The organism is Phenylobacterium sp. CCH9-H3 (assembly GCF_001557235.1).
Classification (GTDB): Bacteria; Pseudomonadota; Alphaproteobacteria; order Caulobacterales; family Caulobacteraceae; genus Phenylobacterium.
The window spans coordinates 1-15965 of record NZ_LSJI01000016.1; the positions used below are offsets into that span (position 1 = coordinate 1).

General features: G+C 66.4%; 16 protein-coding genes and 1 tRNA gene. 12 read left to right on the plus strand and 5 right to left on the minus strand.

The window, feature by feature from the left end:
• Positions 1 to 194: 194 nt before the first annotated feature.
• Complete coding sequence (locus AX721_RS00995) at positions 195 to 1424, minus strand: glycosyltransferase (protein WP_068874065.1); 1230 nt, start codon at positions 1422 to 1424, stop codon at positions 195 to 197.
• Between the two features lie 132 nt (positions 1425 to 1556).
• Between AX721_RS00995 and AX721_RS01000 the strand changes: the two genes are divergently transcribed.
• The 4 genes from AX721_RS01000 to tig all read left to right on the plus strand — a co-directional run bounded on the left by AX721_RS01000 (position 1557) and on the right by tig (position 3899).
• Positions 1557 to 1639, plus strand: a tRNA-Leu gene (locus AX721_RS01000).
• Positions 1640 to 1730: 91 nt separating this feature from the next.
• Positions 1731 to 2027 carry a type II toxin-antitoxin system RelB/DinJ family antitoxin gene (locus AX721_RS01005; protein ID WP_068874066.1) on the plus strand — a complete coding sequence of 99 codons (297 nt, stop codon included), beginning with the start codon at positions 1731 to 1733 and terminating at the stop codon, positions 2025 to 2027.
• Positions 2024 to 2314: a type II toxin-antitoxin system mRNA interferase toxin, RelE/StbE family gene (locus AX721_RS01010; protein WP_068874067.1), complete on the plus strand. Its 291-nt coding sequence runs from the start codon at positions 2024 to 2026 to the stop codon at positions 2312 to 2314. Before AX721_RS01005 ends, AX721_RS01010 begins: the two co-directional genes overlap by 4 nt.
• 226 nt (positions 2315 to 2540) lie before the next feature.
• Positions 2541 to 3899 carry a trigger factor gene (tig, locus tag AX721_RS01015; protein WP_304440582.1) on the plus strand — a complete coding sequence of 453 codons (1359 nt, stop codon included), beginning with the start codon at positions 2541 to 2543 and terminating at the stop codon, positions 3897 to 3899.
• Positions 3900 to 4042: 143 nt separating this feature from the next.
• Here the strand turns inward: tig and AX721_RS27175 are convergent, their stop codons facing one another.
• Entirely contained in the window at positions 4043 to 4219 is a 177-nt protein-coding gene (locus AX721_RS27175; protein WP_156466941.1) for a hypothetical protein, read from the minus strand.
• A 337-nt stretch (positions 4220 to 4556) separates the two neighbouring features.
• On the opposite strand from AX721_RS27175, the gene AX721_RS01020 reads away from it, so the two are divergent.
• From AX721_RS01020 to AX721_RS01030, 3 genes are read left to right on the plus strand one after another with little or no spacing between them, the layout of a single operon-like run.
• On the plus strand, positions 4557 to 6347 hold the full coding sequence (locus AX721_RS01020) for an FAD-dependent oxidoreductase (protein WP_068874069.1): 1791 nt from the start codon (positions 4557 to 4559) through the stop codon (positions 6345 to 6347).
• On the plus strand, positions 6332 to 8188 hold the full coding sequence (locus AX721_RS01025) for a 2-oxoacid:acceptor oxidoreductase subunit alpha (RefSeq protein ID WP_068874070.1): 1857 nt from the start codon (positions 6332 to 6334) through the stop codon (positions 8186 to 8188). Before AX721_RS01020 ends, AX721_RS01025 begins: the two co-directional genes overlap by 16 nt.
• Positions 8185 to 9240 (plus strand): 2-oxoacid:ferredoxin oxidoreductase subunit beta, encoded by a 1056-nt coding sequence (locus tag AX721_RS01030; protein ID WP_068874071.1) that lies wholly within the window; start codon positions 8185 to 8187, stop codon positions 9238 to 9240. Before AX721_RS01025 ends, AX721_RS01030 begins: the two co-directional genes overlap by 4 nt.
• Here AX721_RS01030 and AX721_RS01035 read toward each other — a convergent pair.
• The 3 genes from AX721_RS01035 to AX721_RS01045 form a co-directional block, all read right to left on the minus strand.
• Positions 9221 to 9967 (minus strand): hypothetical protein, encoded by a 747-nt coding sequence (locus tag AX721_RS01035; RefSeq protein WP_068874072.1) that lies wholly within the window; start codon positions 9965 to 9967, stop codon positions 9221 to 9223. The two genes, AX721_RS01030 and AX721_RS01035, sit on opposite strands and share 20 nt — an antisense overlap.
• The gene (locus tag AX721_RS01040) at positions 9964 to 10779 is read right to left on the minus strand and encodes a DUF3313 domain-containing protein (protein WP_197422424.1); all 816 of its coding nucleotides are present in this window, start codon (positions 10777 to 10779) and stop codon (positions 9964 to 9966) included. The genes AX721_RS01035 and AX721_RS01040 overlap by 4 nt, the downstream gene beginning before the upstream one ends.
• Positions 10780 to 10859: 80 nt before the next feature.
• On the minus strand, positions 10860 to 11315 hold the full coding sequence (locus AX721_RS01045; RefSeq protein ID WP_068874074.1) for a MaoC family dehydratase: 456 nt from the start codon (positions 11313 to 11315) through the stop codon (positions 10860 to 10862).
• Positions 11316 to 11591: 276 nt separating this feature from the next.
• Here AX721_RS01045 and AX721_RS26615 point away from each other — a divergent pair, with 276 nt between their 5' ends.
• The 5 genes from AX721_RS26615 to AX721_RS01060 form a co-directional block, all read left to right on the plus strand.
• Positions 11592 to 12218, plus strand: a complete 627-nt coding sequence (locus AX721_RS26615) for a 7-cyano-7-deazaguanine synthase (protein WP_082765387.1) — start codon at positions 11592 to 11594, stop codon at positions 12216 to 12218.
• 3 nt (positions 12219 to 12221) lie between these two features.
• Positions 12222 to 13448, plus strand: coding sequence for a DUF6884 domain-containing protein (locus tag AX721_RS27730; protein ID WP_197422426.1), 1227 nt, complete (start codon positions 12222 to 12224; stop codon positions 13446 to 13448).
• Positions 13435 to 15084 (plus strand): SIR2 family protein, encoded by a 1650-nt coding sequence (locus tag AX721_RS26625; protein ID WP_082765388.1) that lies wholly within the window; start codon positions 13435 to 13437, stop codon positions 15082 to 15084. Before AX721_RS27730 ends, AX721_RS26625 begins: the two co-directional genes overlap by 14 nt.
• Complete coding sequence (locus AX721_RS01055) at positions 15081 to 15548, plus strand: nucleoside 2-deoxyribosyltransferase (protein ID WP_068874076.1); 468 nt, start codon at positions 15081 to 15083, stop codon at positions 15546 to 15548. The genes AX721_RS26625 and AX721_RS01055 overlap by 4 nt, the downstream gene beginning before the upstream one ends.
• Positions 15549 to 15686: 138 nt before the next feature.
• Positions 15687 to 15965, plus strand: a 279-nt coding sequence (locus AX721_RS01060) for a hypothetical protein (RefSeq protein ID WP_197422427.1), incomplete at its 3' end; no start/stop codon positions are given.

The window sequence follows — 15965 nt, forward strand, 5'->3', positions numbered from 1 at the left end:
CGGCGACGCTGCAGACCTCTGTGAGCTGCGCGTCGGCCAGGTACTCAGGCGGCGCCACGACACGTTTCAGGAGGTAACCGGCCGGGATCATCGCGCATTACTTGCGCGGAGCGCCCCAATGTCCGCAAGGGGTCGAAGAAGGACATTGAACACCGGACCTGCCGCGATCTGTGAGGACACACGTCCAGGCGGCGCTAACCGGGAATCTTCAGGCCCAGTTCGCGCAGGAGCTTGAACCAGGCTTCCCGCCCCTTGGCGCGGCTGAACATGGCCTCGGCCGTGGCCCGCGCCGCCGCTCGCATCGGGCGGGTGGCCTCCGGATCGCGGCACGCGGCGATCATGGCGCCCGACAGGGCGTCCACGTCGAAGAACGGCAGCAGCCGGCCGTTCTTGCCGTCCTGGATCGCGTCGCGCACCGGTCCGGTGTCTGAGCCGATCACGTAGCATCCCGACGCCATCGACTCCGACAGCGACCACGATAGGACGAAGGGGTAGGTGTAGTAGACATGCGCCGCGCCGAGGCGCAGGGCCGCCAGCATGCGCTCGTGCGCCACCCGGCCCAGGAAGTGGACCCGCGCGGGGTCGTAGTCGATGCCCTGGAAACAGGCGTCCTTCCAGGTCATGCCTTCGGGCGCCGCCGCGCCATAGGGTTTCTTGGTCGGATCGCCGATGAGGATGACCTGCGCTTCCGGAACCTCGCGCAGCAGCCGGGGCAGGGCGCGCGCCAGGATGTGCAGCCCGCGCAGGGGCTCCATGTGGTTGTTCACGTGGGTGATCACCGGCGTGCCGGGCTGGATCACCCGGCCGTCGTCCAGGGCGAACGGCTCGGGCGGGCCGGGGCGGATGGTGTCAATATCCACCCCTTCGTGGAACACCCGCGTGGCCTCGCGGAACCGCGGGGGCAGGGTGCTGGCCTGGAACGGCGTCGGCGTGACGATGGCGTCGGCTTCGGCGTAGGCCACGGCCATCATCCCATTCTTGGCGTCGGCGCGCAGCACCGCCTCCTGGTCGTGGGCCTGGAACTCGGTGTCGAAGCCCACGTCGAAGCCGCGGCCGTGGTAGTAGAATTCGGCGAAGGCCACGCGCTTGGCGTTCGGAAACACTTCGGAGATGAAGGTCATCTCGCCCCAGCCCGGATGGCCCACGATCACCGCCGGGTCCCAGCCCTCGTTCTTGAGCGCCATCGCCGCGTCATAGGCGCTGCGCGCCCGGATCAGGTCGGCCTCCGCACGGGTGGCCAGCGGAAACAGGCCGGGCGTCGAGCCGCGCTGCAGGGTGTAGCGGGCGATCTTCACGCCGGTCATGCCGCGCGCGTGGTGCTGGCCGACCGCCAGGCACGGCACGCCGCGCGCCAGCAGCTGCTGCGCCAGGTCGGCGAACTGGCCGGGGAAGTTATTGTGGATGAAGAGCACGCCGTTCGACATGGCGGCCTTCTGCCTTGCGCCCGCGCGGCTGTCACGCCCAAGCCGCACAGCCTGGGACGCCGACCGGCGAGGGGGAACGTCACGATGAATGGCTTGCTGGGCGCGGCGTGCTCGCTGTAGACGAGGCCACGCGCGGCTATGGCGGAATTGGTAGACGCAACGGTTTTAGGTACCGTCGGGCAACCGTGGGGGTTCGAGTCCCTCTAGCCGCACCAGAGCTGGCGACGCGGACGCGCCGCCGCCCACGGCGCCACCGCTGGCGATCGTCATTCAATTGCATTACATTGGCCCGGGAGGAGTTCACCCATGGCTGCCAACGGACTGGTCCAGGCGCGCATCGATCCGCTGGTGAAGGCGCAAGCTGCGGCGGTTCTCGACAGGCTGGGGATGACCCTCTCCGACGCCGTGCGCATCCTGCTCACCCGCACCGCCCGGGAGGGCGCGCTGCCATTCGAATTGATCGCCGACCCGCAGGCGTACGATGCCTGGTTCCGCGCAAAGGTGCGTGAGGCTCTGGACGATGTACGGCCGGATGTCGCGCATGAAGAGGTCGAAGCGGAATTCGCCGCGCGGCGCGACGCCGGCGGCCGTCGGAACGCGTGAGGCTGGTCTGGGCGCAATACGCCCTGGAGGATCGGCGGGCGATCTATGGTCACATCGAAGCCGACGATGCGCGCGCGGCTGCGCTCGTGGACGCCCGCATCGCCGACGCGGTGGCGCGGTTGACCGATTTCCCGGAAAGCGGGCGGCCGGGCCGTGTGGAAGGCACGCGAGAGTTGGTGGTGGGCCGAACATCCTGCATCGTGGCCTACCGGATCATGGGCGAGACCGTCCGCATCCTGCGTGTCCTACACGGCGCCCAACTTTGGCCAGGCGATCTGCCCGACTGAGGTTCGGGGCGCCGCACTGGCGTTCGGGGCGCCAGCCTGCCATTGCGGGCCGCGTGCCCGGGGGCCGCGGCGCTCGCGTCAAGGGGCAGGGGGCTTGGAGGCGCCGGTTCGCCGTGACATAAGGGCCGCTTCGCGCCGCCGGGCCCTGTCCGGCGGCCTTCCCCGTTTGACGCCATGAACGGACAAGGCGCGCGTCGCGCAGGGTCCAGGAAACTTGAGAATGTCGATGCAAATCGTTGAGAAGTCTGGTGAAGGCCTGAGCCGCGTCTACGGCGTGACGGTCCCCATGTCGGACCTGACCGAGCGTCTGGAAGCCCGGATCAAGGAGATCGCCCCCACCCTCAACGTCAAGGGCTTCCGCCCCGGCAAGGTGCCGCCGGCCCACGTGCGTCGCCTGTATGGCAAGTCCATCATGAGCGAAGTGGTCCAGCAGAGCCTGACCGAGACCACCCAGAAGATCCTCGACGACAACAAGCTGCGCCCCGCCGGCGAGCCCGAGCTGAAGCCGGAAGGCGACATCGAGGCCGTGATGGATGGCAAGGCCGACCTCGCTTACGAACTGTCGATCGACCTGATGCCCGAATTCGAGCCGGTGGACGGCGCCTCGCTGTCGCTGACCAAGCCGGTCTATGCGCCGACCGACAAGGAAGTGGACGAGGCCGTGGCCGAGCTGGCCAGCCAGAACCGCACCTACGAGGCCAAGACCGGCAAGACCGTGAAGGCCAAGGACGGCGACCAGGTGCTCATCGACTTCATCGGCCGCGTGGACGGCGAGGCCTTCGAGGGCGGCACGGCGACCGACGTCGAGCTGGTCCTGGGTTCGGGCCAGTTCATCCCGGGCTTCGAGGCCCAGCTCGTCGGCGCCAAGCCCGACAGCGACGTGACGGTGAAGGTGACCTTCCCGGCCGACTACCAGGCCGCGAATCTGGCCGGCAAGGACGCCGAGTTCGAGACCAAGGTGAAGGAAGTGCGCGGCCCGGTGGACTCGCCGGCCGACGACGAGTTCGCCAAGCGCCTGGGCCTCGACAGCCTGGAGAAGCTCAAGGAGCTGGTGAAGGGCAATCTGGAAGAGCAGTACGCCGGCGCCTCGCGCTTCAAGCTGAAGCGCGCCCTGCTGGACGAGCTGGATTCCAAGCACGACTTCCCGCTGCCGCCGAAGATGGTGGAAGCCGAGTTCGCCTCGATCTGGGGCCAGGTGCAGCAGGACAAGGAAGCCGGCCAGCTGCCGCCCGAGGACGCCGACAAGTCCGAGGAGCAGCTCCAGAAGGAATACCGCAAGATCGCCGAGCGCCGCGTGCGCCTGGGTCTGGTGCTGGCCGAGATCGGCCGCGCCAACAACGTGCAGGTCACCGAGCAGGAGCTGAACGAGGCGATCCGCCGCGAGGCCATCAAGTACGGCCCGCAGGCCCAGCAGGTGTTCAACCTGCTGCGCGAGAACCAGAACGCCCAGGCCCAGCTGCGCGCCCCGATCTTCGAGGACAAGGTCGTCGACCTCATCGTCTCCAAGGCCAAGGTCAAGGAGAAGAAGGTGTCGAAGGACGAGCTGATGAAGGAAGACGACCTGCCGGAAGGCTACACCGAGTAGGTCCTTCCGCGCTCAGCGGTGTGTCATCCCGGTTTCGCCGGAAGCGAAGACCGGGGCCCCGCCCGATATGCGAACGGCGCCGTCTCTGACCGAGGCGGCGCCGTTGCTCTATCCGGCTTTGTCGTGGCGCGTCGGCGCCGTTCCTACAGCGAGCGCAGGTGGCGCAGGGCTTCGCCGTTCTCCACCTGGGCGCGGCGTTCATTGATGGCGCGGTGCAGGTCCAGCGCCTCGGTCGGATCCAGCGGCGACAGGGCGGTCGGATCCAGGTCTTCGAAAGCAACCGGCGTGCTGTCGGGCACGCGTTCGCGCGGCATGTCCATGTCGGTTCTCCCACAGCTCCGCCCCGCGGAGCCCTCTCCCGACGGTTAAGGTATCATTCACCTGTCACGGCCGCCAACGGCCGTGCGGCGCGAAAACCGCGACCAGCGATCACACTCTGGTGTGGAAGGTCATGCCCCGGGGCTCGTCAGGTCGCCGCGGGTCGTCGCGCGCGGTTGACCAGAAATCGGTGAACCGCGATCAGGAATCGGTTGGCTTCCCTAGGGACGCGGACGTAACCTGTTCCTTCATCGCCGCGTCGGGGCGCGGAGCCATCTCTGCCCAGCGCAGAGTCGACTTCCTGACCCCGGGAGTAGAGCGTCCCGGAGGAAGCGAGTTTTGCAGCGCACGCGTGAGCTTGAGTCCGACTACTTTCACAAGGTCGTCGATTGCCAGTGGGCCTGTCCGGCCCACACCCCCGTCCCGGAGTACATCCGCCTGATCGCGGAGGGCCGATACTCCGAAGCCTACATGATCAACTGGAAGTCCAACGTCTTCCCCGGGATCCTGGGGCGGACCTGCGACCGGCCCTGCGAGCCGGCCTGCCGCCGGGGGCGGGTGGAGGACGAGCCGGTGGCGATCTGCCGGCTGAAGCGGGTGGCCGCCGACAACAAGTCGGACGTCACGGGCCTGATGCCGCCACCGGCGGCGGCGCCGAACGGCAAGCGCATCGCCCTCGTCGGCTGCGGCCCGGCCTCGCTCACCGTGGCGCGGGACCTGGCGCCCCTGGGCTACCAGCTCACCATCTTCGATGGCGAGGCCCGGTCGGCGGGCATGATCCGCAGCCAGATCCCCCGCTTCCGCCTGCCCGAAGAGGTGATCGACGAGGAGGTCGGCTACGTCCAGGCCCTGGGCGGCGTCGAGATGCGGTTCGGCCAGCGGATCGACAGCCTCAAGGCGCTGCTGGAGGAGGGCTACGACGCCGTTTTCGTCGGCTCGGGCGCTCCCCGTGGCCGCGACCTGGACCTGCCGGGCCGGCAGGAGGCCGCGGCCAATATCCACATCGGCATCGACTGGCTGAGCTCCGTCTCCTTCGGCCACATCGAACGGATCGGCCGCCGGGTGATCGTCCTCGGCGGCGGCAACACCGCCATGGACTGCTGCCGCACCTCCCGCCGCCTGGGCGGCGAGGACGTGAAGGTGATCGTCCGCTCCGGCTTCGAGGAGATGAAGGCGTCCCCCTGGGAGAAGGAGGACGCGATGCACGAGGACATTCCGATCCTCAACTACCGGGTCCCCAAGGCCTTCACCCATGAGGCCGGGCGGCTGACGGGCGTGCTGTTCGAGGTGGTGAAGGCCGAGTTCGACGACCGGGGCCGACGCCGGCTCGTCCCCTCTGGCGAGCCGGACGAGCACTACGAATGCGACGACGTGTTGGTAGCAGTGGGCCAGGAGAACGCCTTCCCCTGGATCGAGACCGACATCGGCCTGGCGTTCGACGAATGGCATATGCCCGTCGTGGATCCGGCCAGCTTCCAGTCCACCCTTCCCAACGTCTTCTTCGGCGGCGATGCGGCCTTCGGGCCCAAGAACATCATCTGGGCGGTGGCCCAGGGTCATGAGGCCGCGGTCTCGATCCACAAGTTCTGCTGCGGCGAGGATGTGAGCGTCCGTCCGCCGCCCGGCGTGACCCTCGTGAGCCAGAAGATGGGCATCCACGAGTGGAGCTACGACAACGACGTCTCCAACGACCAGCGCTACCGCGTGCCCCTGCGCGACAAGGTGGAGGCGCTGACCGACGTCCGCCTCGAGGTCGAGCTGGGCTTCGACCGCGAGCTGGGCCTGAAGGAGGCGCAGCGCTGCCTCAACTGCGACGTCCAGACGGTCTTCGCCGACAAGCTGTGCATCGAATGCGACGCCTGCGTCGACATCTGCCCGATGGACTGCATCACCTTCACCGAGGACGGTGAGGAGGCCGACCTGCGCAGCCGCCTGAAGGCGCCGGCGACCAACCTGACCCAGGACCTCTACGTCTCCGGCAAGCTGGCCACCGGCCGGGTGATGGCCAAGGACGAGGACGTCTGCCTGCACTGCGGCCTCTGCGCCGAACGCTGCCCCACGGGCGCCTGGGACATGCAGAAGTTCTATCTCGAGATGACGCACGCGGGGCCGCAATGCCTGAGTCAGTGAAGGCCGTGGGCCAGGCGGCGGGGGGCAAGCCCCGGATCAACGACTTCGTCGTCAAGTTCGCCAATGTGAACGGCTCGGGATCGGCCAGCGCCAACGGCCTCTTCGCCCGCTCGGTGATGCGGATGGGCGTGCCGGTGGCGGCCCGCAACATCTTCCCGTCGAACATCCAGGGCCTGCCCACCTGGTATGAGGTGCGGATCACCGAGGCCGGCCACCTGGGGCGGCGCGGCGGGGTCGACCTGATGGTCGCCATGAACCCCCAGACCTGGGACCGGGATCTGGCCGAGATCGAGAGCGGGGGGTTCCTGTTCTACGACTCCACCAAGCCGATCCCGGCCTCCCGCTTCCGGGACGACATCACGGTCATCGGCGTGCCGCTGACCGCCATGTGCAACGAGGCCTATGAGCTTCCGCGCGAACGGCAGCTCTTCAAGAACACCATCTATGTCGGGGCCTTGGCGGCGCTTCTTGGCATAGACCTCGCCGCCATCGAGGGGCTGCTGGCCGACGACTTCGCCGGCAAGGACCGGCTGATCAAGGCCAATGTCGAGGCCCTGCACATGGGCCACGGCTACGTGCGCGAGCGCCTTTCGCCCCTGCCGCTCCAGGTGCGCCCCGCCGACGCCGTCGGCGACCGGATCTATGTGGAGGGCAACCAGGCCGCGGCCCTGGGCGCGGTCTATGGCGGGGCCACCGTCTGCGCCTGGTATCCGATCACGCCGTCCACCTCTCTGGCCGAGGCTTTCACCAGCTATTGCCAGGACTTGCGGACGGATCCTGAGACCGGCAAGGCCCGCTGCGCCATCATCCAGGCCGAGGACGAGATCGCCTCCATCGGCATGGTCGTCGGCGCCGGCTGGAACGGCTGCCGCGCCTTCACCGCCACCTCCGGGCCCGGCGTCTCGCTGATGACCGAGTTCATCGGTCTCTCGTACTTCGCCGAGATCCCGGCGGTGATCTTCGACGTTCAGCGGGGCGGGCCCTCCACCGGCATGCCCACGCGCACGCAACAGGCGGATCTGCTGGCCGCCGCCTATGCCGGCCACGGCGACACCAAGCACCCCATGCTGCTGCCGGCCGATCCCGGCGAATGCTTCGAGATGGGGGCCCAGGCCTTCGACCTGGCCGACCGGCTGCAGACCACCGTCTTCGTCATGCTCGACCTCGACATCGGCATGAACGAGTGGCTGACCGAGCCCTTCCGCTGGGACGACAGCCGCCGCCTCGACCGCGGCAAGGTCATGACGGCCGAGCAGCTGGACGCGGGCGTCGACTTCGGCCGCTACAAGGATGTTGACGGCGACGGCATTCCCTACCGCACCTATCCGGGCGCCCACCCCACCAAGGGCGGCTACTTCACCCGCGGCACCTCGCGGAACCCCTATGCCCGCTACTCGGAGGAGGGCGCCGTCTACGTCGACAACATGGAGCGGCTGCTCCGCAAGTTCGAGACGGCCAAGGCCCTGGTCCCGGCGCCGGTGATCCGGCCCGCCAAGGGCAAGACCGGCGAGGGCGTCATCTACTTCGGCTCCACCACCCCCGCCATGCACGAGGCGCTGGAGATGCTGGAGGCGCAGGGGCGGCGGCTGGACGCCCTGCGCGTCCGCGCCTTCCCCTTCGCCGACGCGGTCTTCGACTTCATCGCCCAGCACGACCGGGTCTACCTCATCGAGCAGAACCGCGACGCCCAGCTGCGCACGCTCATCATGACCGAGGGCGACGTGGACCCGGCCAAGCTCGTCTCCATCCTCCACTACGACGGCACCCCCATCACCGCCCGCTTCATCGCCGGCGCCATCGCCCAGCGGATGCAGGTGGGCCAGATCGAGGCTGCGGAATGACCTACATCCTGAAGCCCCAGCTGCATCACCCCAGCCTGCCCACCAACAGCCTGGGCTACACCCGCCGCGACTACGAGGGCTCGGTCTCGACCCTCTGCGCCGGCTGCGGCCACGACAGCATCTCGTCGGCCATCATCCAGGCCTGTTTCGAGCTGGAGCTGCCGCCGCACCGCGTCGCCAAGCTCTCCGGCATCGGCTGCTCGTCCAAGACGCCGGACTACTTCCTGGGCGCCAGCCACGGCTTCAACACCGTCCACGGCCGCATGCCCTCGGTGCTCACCGGCGCCAACCTCGCCAACCGCGAGCTGATCTACCTGGGCGTCTCTGGCGACGGCGACAGCGCCTCCATCGGCCTCGGCCAGTTCGCCCACGCCATCCGCCGCGGCGTGAACATGCTCTACATCGTCGAGAACAACGGCGTGTACGGCCTCACCAAGGGCCAGTTCTCGGCCACCTCGGACAAGGGCTCCAAGTCCAAGCGCGGCGTGGTCAACCACGACGCCGGCATCGACATGGTGAGCCTCGCCCTGCAGATGGGCGCCACCTTCGTCGGCCGCAGCTTCTCCGGCGACAAGGCCCAGCTCGTGCCCCTGATCAAGGCGGGCCTCGCCCACAAGGGCGCCGCCTTCATCGACTGCATCTCCCCGTGCGTGCAGTTCAACAACCACCCGGGGTCCACCAAGAGCTTCGACTACGTCCGCGAGCACAACGAAGCGGTGAACCGGCTGGACGTCATCACCCCGCGCGACCCGATCCACGTGGACTACAAGCCCGGCGAGACCGTACGGGTCCAGCAGCACGACGGCTCGGTCCTGTCGCTGCACAAGCTGAACGAGCTCTACAACCCGAACAGCCGCGCCCAGGCCCTGGGCTACCTCCAGGCCCGGCAGGCGAGGGGCCAGATCGTCACCGGCCTGCTGTTCGTGGATCCCGAAGCCGGCGACCTCCACGACGCCGTGGGCACGGTGGACACGCCCCTCAACCAGCTCTCCCAGGCCGAGCTCGTCCCCGGCCAGGCCGCCCTCGACCGGATCAACGCCGCGCTACGTTAGGCCGCCCGACCCAGACCGCCAGGACGGCCAGTCCCACGGCCGCGGCCAGCGCCGCGCCGGCGGGCAGGGGCTTGGCCACGTGCTCGGCCACCCACACGGCCACCAGGCCCCAGACGATCGGCACGGCATAGGCCAGCAGCCGCAGGCGCAGCAGCACCGCCGCGCCCACCGCCGTCACCACGGCCACCCCGCCCACGCCTACCGCCTCGTTCCCGGCCGGCACGATCCCGCGGGCGGTCAGCACGGTGACGATGTTGATGGCCGAGGCGATGGTCAGCCAGCCCGCCAGCAGGCCAAGCGGCCAGTAGACGAACAGATGATCGCGCACGTTCGCCTCATAGGCGGGCAGGGCCCGGGCCAGGGCGAAGATCGCCGCCGCCGCCGAGGCCACGATGATCGCCACGCTCGCCCACTGCCAGTTGTTCGCCGCCGCCAGCAGCCAGGCGCCGCAGCCGGCGATGGCCAGGATGGCCGGCGCCGCCGTCGCGGCCACCGCCGGGTCGTTCCGGTTCCGCGGCAGCGCCTGCCACACCGCATAGGCCACGAAGCCCGCGTAGATCACCGACCAGATGGAGAAGGCGTAGCCCGCGGCCCTCAGCGTCTCGTTGCCGTCGTCCGCGAACTCGGCGGCCGACAGCCCCAGGTCCAGCGCCGACTGCACGGCCGGAACGCCGATGGCGAAGGTGACGGCCAGGGGGACCAGCACGCGCCGGGCGGCCGGGTTCACCGCCTGCCACCCTTGTCCTTGTCGTCGGCCTTGTCGTCGGCCTTGTCTTCATCGGGCGCCGCCTTGGCGCCGCTCAGCGCCGGAACATAGAGCCCGCTCGCCAGCCCTGCCAGGAACCCCTCGGGGCGGAAGCGCGGGCCGTACGGGGCGCAGGGGTCCGGATCCTCGATCTTGCGCGACTTGTGGTCCTTCGGCGTCATCACCGCGCCCACCGTGTCGCCGAACGGCTCGGCGAACTGCAGGGCGTCGCCCAGCCGGCTCAGCGAGGGGTCGTCCGTTCCGATGGGCGTGGCGTTGCGGTTCCAGACCACCGCCGCCACCTGCTTGCCGTCCCGCGCGATCATCTCGGCCTCGGCGCCCAGCCCGCCCACCGTCCCGGGCACGCGCAGGCCGATCGGGCCGGGGATGAAGAAGCCGCTCGCCGCCGACAGGGCCGAGGCCGTCCGGCCGGTAGGCGCCACTCGCGTCACCACCGCCCGCACCTCCGCATCCGCCGTCTCGCCCGCCGGCGCCAGGGCGAACCGCTCGGTCAGCTCGAAACAGAGCTGGGCGTCCACCTCCCGCAGCAGCACCTCCCGCTCCTGCGGCGTCAGCCAGGCCGTCGCCTCGCCCTCCGCCAGCCGCGCCGGCCGGATCGCCACCCGCGACACCCTCGCCAGCCGATCCTTGTCGCTCCGCCGCACCACGCTGGTCCGGACGGTCCCGTCCTTGGCCTCCAGCCCCTCATAGCTGGAAAGCTGCCCGGAATAGCGCCCTGGCGTCGCACACGCGGCGAGCGCGGCGGGGAGCAGGAAGACCAACGCAAGTTTCAACGCACACTCCCGGGGCGAACTGTCCGCCCAACGCACGCTGTGCGGCGCAGGTTGCAGGATTGTGACGCGGGGTCAGCCGGTCAGGGCGTTTTCGCCGGCCGCCGGCGACGCGGGACCCGGACGGTCGCCTCGCCGTCCATGATCAGCTCGTCCCCCACATAGGCCTCGCAGCGCAGGACCACCCGCGCGGCCGCCTCGTCGATGGCCGCCACCGTCACGCGGGACCGGACGACGTCGCCGATCCGCACCGGCCGGTGGAAGTTCAGCGTCTGGCCCAGATAGATCGCCCCCGCCCCCGGCAGGATCGTGCCCACCACCGCCGAGCCGAACGACGCCGACAACAGCCCGTGCGCAATCCGCCCCCGATAGGCCGTCTTCGCCGCAAACGCCTCGTCCATGTGCAGCGGGTTGAAGTCGTCCGACGCCTCGGCGAACTGCCCGATCCGCTGCTCGCTCACGGTCACCAGCTTCTCGGCCGTCATCCCGACGGAGAGCTCCTCCAGGATATAGCCGCCGGACGGATGGGGTTCGGTCATGGGGGGGGATTAGCGGCGGAGGAGGCGGGTCGCTAGCGGAAAGGCGCCTGGATCCCGTCTTAGAGCCGACGCCGAGGCGTAGTTGAAGACGCCCGTTATCCACAGCCCGTGGGTACTCATCCCCGGGAAGCTGGATCCACGCTGGTATGACGACTTCCAAGCCTGATCCACGCGCTGTAAGCAGGAGCCTACCGTGAGACAGCGCCCCCGGCCGACTCGTGGTTCAATCAAATAACTCGCACGCGCAGCGCGCGTCGGTGGCTGCGAGGAGCTGGGATGCGTCGGCGCATACTCGTACTGCACAGCGGGGGGATGGACTCCACCGTCTTGGTCTACGCGGCTCACCGGGCTGGGCACGAGGTTGTCAGTCTCGGCGTGGATTATGGCCAACGGCTTTCGGTGGAGATGACATTCGCAGCGCGTCACTGCGATGCTTTGGGCATCCGTCGTGACGTGATCAACGTTCACTGGAACAAGCCGGAACGCGATATCCCCCTTGATCGGCCAGTCGCCGAGATGAGCGCTTCAGTGTCCCCGGCATTTCTGCCGAGCCGCAACGTGGTGTTCCTGTCGCTTGCTTCCGCGCATGCCGCAGGCGTTCGCGCCGACGAGGTGCAGATAGGCCTCAATTGTGTGGACTTCTCAGGTTATCCTGATTGCACTGAAGCATTCTTCGAGAGCTTCAAGACGATGCTCGCCATCGCTAATCCGGAAGGTCCGAAGTTAACCGCACCTCTACTCCGGATGAGCAAGCGTCAGATAGCTGACCTGGGCCGTAGTCTCGGACTCGGCGAGTGGGATACGTGGAGCTGCTATCGTCCGCAGTTGGTCAACGGCTCCGTAACACCCTGCCATCAGTGCGATGCATGCAGACTGCACGCGCACGCCTGGGCAGAGACTTAAGGGATGGCCGATATCGCGCTAGTGGCCTGCGCAAAGACCAAGGCGAAGCGTCCAGCGCCCGCCGCGGCGCTTTACGTCTCGGCGCTATACCGCAAGTCCCTGCTTGCCGCGCTCGACCGAACGAAGGCGGTCTACATTCTGTCGGCGAAGCATGGGTTGGTCAGCCTCGATGACATCCTCGAACCCTACGAGATGACGCTAAAGACTATGCCCAGCACGACCCGTCGCGCTTGGGGTGCGACAGTTGCTGAAGCTATCCGAAGCGTTGCGAAGCGGCGCGACCAACTGCTTCTCTTTGCCGGTGAAGACTATGCTGCACCGCTTCGTGAGCCCCTCCAGGCCCAGGGCTACCTGCTGCAATATCCACTCGGTACGCGCTCTCTCGGCGCGCGCTTGCAACATTTGCGCGAATTGAACGGCGAAGCGGTGCTGGAGGCGGCACTACCTCGCTTTGACGGCCTGATACGCAAGTTGAGCCGCGCTCAAGACGGTGGACGGAGGATTGCCGACTGTCACGGTCGCCAGCCTTGGCCGGAACGCGGTCTCTATTTCGTCACCGAGGATGTCGGCCCAGGTGGTCGAAGAATGGTTACACGAGTAGGCACGCATGCTGTGAGCGTCGGCTCTCGTACCACCCTTTGGGATCGGGTCAGCACCCACCGTGGCGCCGGGCATGGCGGTGGTAGCCATCGCTCCTCGATCTTTCGCGCTCATGTGGGCCGGGCACTCTCCCGCCGCGCTGCTGCAGCCTCGGTACCCCCTAGCTGGGGGGTCGGAGCTTCGGCACCGTCAGAGATTCGGGCCGGCGAGGCTGAGCTCGAACGCCGGGTGTCGGAAAAGATCGGCGACATGCGGCTGCTATGGCTAGATGTGCCAGACGCACCTGGTCCCCGCAGCGATCGAGCGTACCTTGAGCGCAACATTATTGGCCTGCTATCGCGCGCCAATCTGTTGGGCGCCCGTGTCCAGCCTGATCCCATCTGGCTGGGCGCAGACAGCAGCGATTGGCGTATTGTTGTCAGCGGTCTGTGGAACTTAGACCATCTATTCCATCGCCCGGACCCCGCCTTTCTGGATGTGCTGGAGAGCTTTGTTCAAGCGACAACCAGCGGGAAGCCTCCGCCCCGAAGTTCTATTGCGCCAGCTGCGTGGGGCGTGCGCCAGGAGGCGCGCCCTGCGACACAACTGAAACTCTTCGAAACGAGCGCAAACTCATATGGCGGAACCTAAGCGTAAGGCTGCGGGCGAGCCCGAGCTGATCCAGACCGCGTCGCGAGCGATCGTGCATCTGCGTGCGCAGAATAGGAAACAGCGGCTAGGGCTAATGTTTGGCTCAGGTGCGAGCAAGGACCTGGGTTTCCCAGACTGGAAGCAACTCATCGCGGCCATAGCCATCCATCCGGAAGTTGAGGCCGAACGACTGCTTGCGCAGATCAAGGCGGAGAGTGGTTCGCCCGAACGCTCCCTTGCAGGTCTGACCCACATCATGTTTGAGCATTTCCGCTCGCGAAAAGTGCGCGATCTTGGTGTTTCTGGCTCTATCCCTGCGCTAGATGAGCAGCGGATCAAGAGCGACTGGCTGCGCATCATCCATGAGGAGCTCTATCGGGGGTCTGATTCCGATTCCCGCACGCAGAGGATGCGAGATCATCCCTACCTGTCAGCGTTCGCCGACATTATTAAGAAGTCGCCGTTAACCGTTAACTACAATTTCGACGACGCTCTTGAGAAATTGCTCCGCGATGCGCGTGATGAGGATGAACGGAGTACTACCCGAGGTTATGAGAGCGCGGACAAGCCAAACGCGCAGTTTTTGCACGATACCGGCGTAATATATCACCCAAACGGCTTCCTACCTGCGGCCTTTGAGGATGGTGCGAGTGCGGAAGTCGTATTCTCAAACGACGCTTTTCAAGACCAATTGATCAGCGCAGCAGGTGGAAAATATGTTCATCTGTCCAACCATCTGTTTCGAAATACATGCCTGCTGATCGGGTTGTCGCTGGATGACACCACATTACAAAGCATGTTGCGACAGAACGCAGTAAAGAACCCGGGCCATATACATTATATCGTACACTTTGTAAAAAGCCATGCGGAATTGTCTGCTGCGTCGCGTGAAGCCATATTCGCCGCGAACTACAGTTCTTACAATCTGTACACACTATTCTTAACTGCGGAAGGTATTAGTGAACTAGCCAGTCTAATTCGAATGCACGAAGATGATTTTAATCGACGCTTTCCACTGAAAAAGCGAAAATACGTATACTACGTAATCGGATCGATTGGAGCGGGTAAGAGCACTGCAGCAGGAAATTTTCGCAATCTGATCACCTACGATGAGTGGACCGACGAGCGCCCTGTCGAACTGGCGCGGCCGCAGAGCGAGTTTGACGAGGAGACGGCGACCAAGTTGGACGCTTGGATTGCGGAGCAGTTTGGCAAGAAGAACTACGCGCTTCACAAGTGCAAAGAGGGCATCCATCTCGTTGATCGATGCCCACTCGATCCACTGACCTTCCCGGGAGATCGGCAGCGAAAGGCCGAGAACCTACTTGAAGCGATCGTCGGCGAGGCGGGCGATCACAAGGTCGAACAGGGACACGTGATCCTGCTTGAATCCAGCATCGACGAGCTCAAGCTGCGCAACAGCCTGAAGCACAAATACTGGTCTGACGCAAAATTGCAGGAACTTCTCGCTGACATTGAGAACGTCTACGAGACTGTTGAAAAGACGCGCATCTGTACCCGGGGTAGGACCGCGGCCGAGGTGGCCAGGGAGATCGCCAAAGTGATTTTCTTGGAAGACTACCGTCCGGTAGATATTGAGGAAACGCTCAATAGCTTCGCGAAGGCAACTGCATGAATAATAGATTCTGCATCTACTTCGCCGCGCCGCTCTTTAACCCGCGAGAGCTGGCTTATAATCTTTCATTGGTCAGCCGCATCGAGGCGCTCGGTGCCACCGTCTTTCTGCCGCAGCGTGACGGCGCACTCCTCGTTGAAATGTTAGCTGCTGGTGTTCCTCAGAGCGTCGCAGAGCGGCGCGTGTTTTTGCAGGACACAGGGGCCATGAGGGCTGCTTCGTTCGGCGTTGCGGTGCTAGATGGCTCTAACATCGACGACGGTGTGGCCTTCGAGATCGGCTACCTTCATGCGTTGGGGGTGGAATGTATTGGGCTGCAAACGGACGTTCGCCGTGCGCTTCCGACTGGGAACAATCCGATGATTGGCCAGGCCCTTCAAGTCATCGCACGGGACGAAGATGAGCTCCTCAGCTTGATAGATGCCGCCCACCAGCGGCATCGAGAGCTCCTAGCAACCGGCTAGTCGTTACGCACTACGAAGTCACTAGCGGTGCCGCATGGTCATGCCGAGGAATGGATATCGCGGACGCCCGCAACGACTCAAGCCCCCACCACCCCCTACGTCCGAACCTGACGCACCACGCCTCCACACTCCCCCGGTATGTTGGACGCGCTCGACATTACCGAGGCGGAGGCTGAGGGCCTTTCCGAACTCGCACAGCATGACCTCGCGCTGGCGCGGGACTTTGCGCGGCGGGCGCAGGCGGCGGAGGATTCCGACGAGGCCAGCCGGCTGGGGCGCAGCTATCAGCGCGCGGCGCGGTCGTATCGCCAGACCCTGGCGCTGAAGGCGCGGCTGAAGCGGGACCTGGCGGCCGCCGCCCGGGACCAGGCCGGCGCGCCGAAGCCCAGGCCCGGCGGGGCGGCCGTGGCCCGCCGC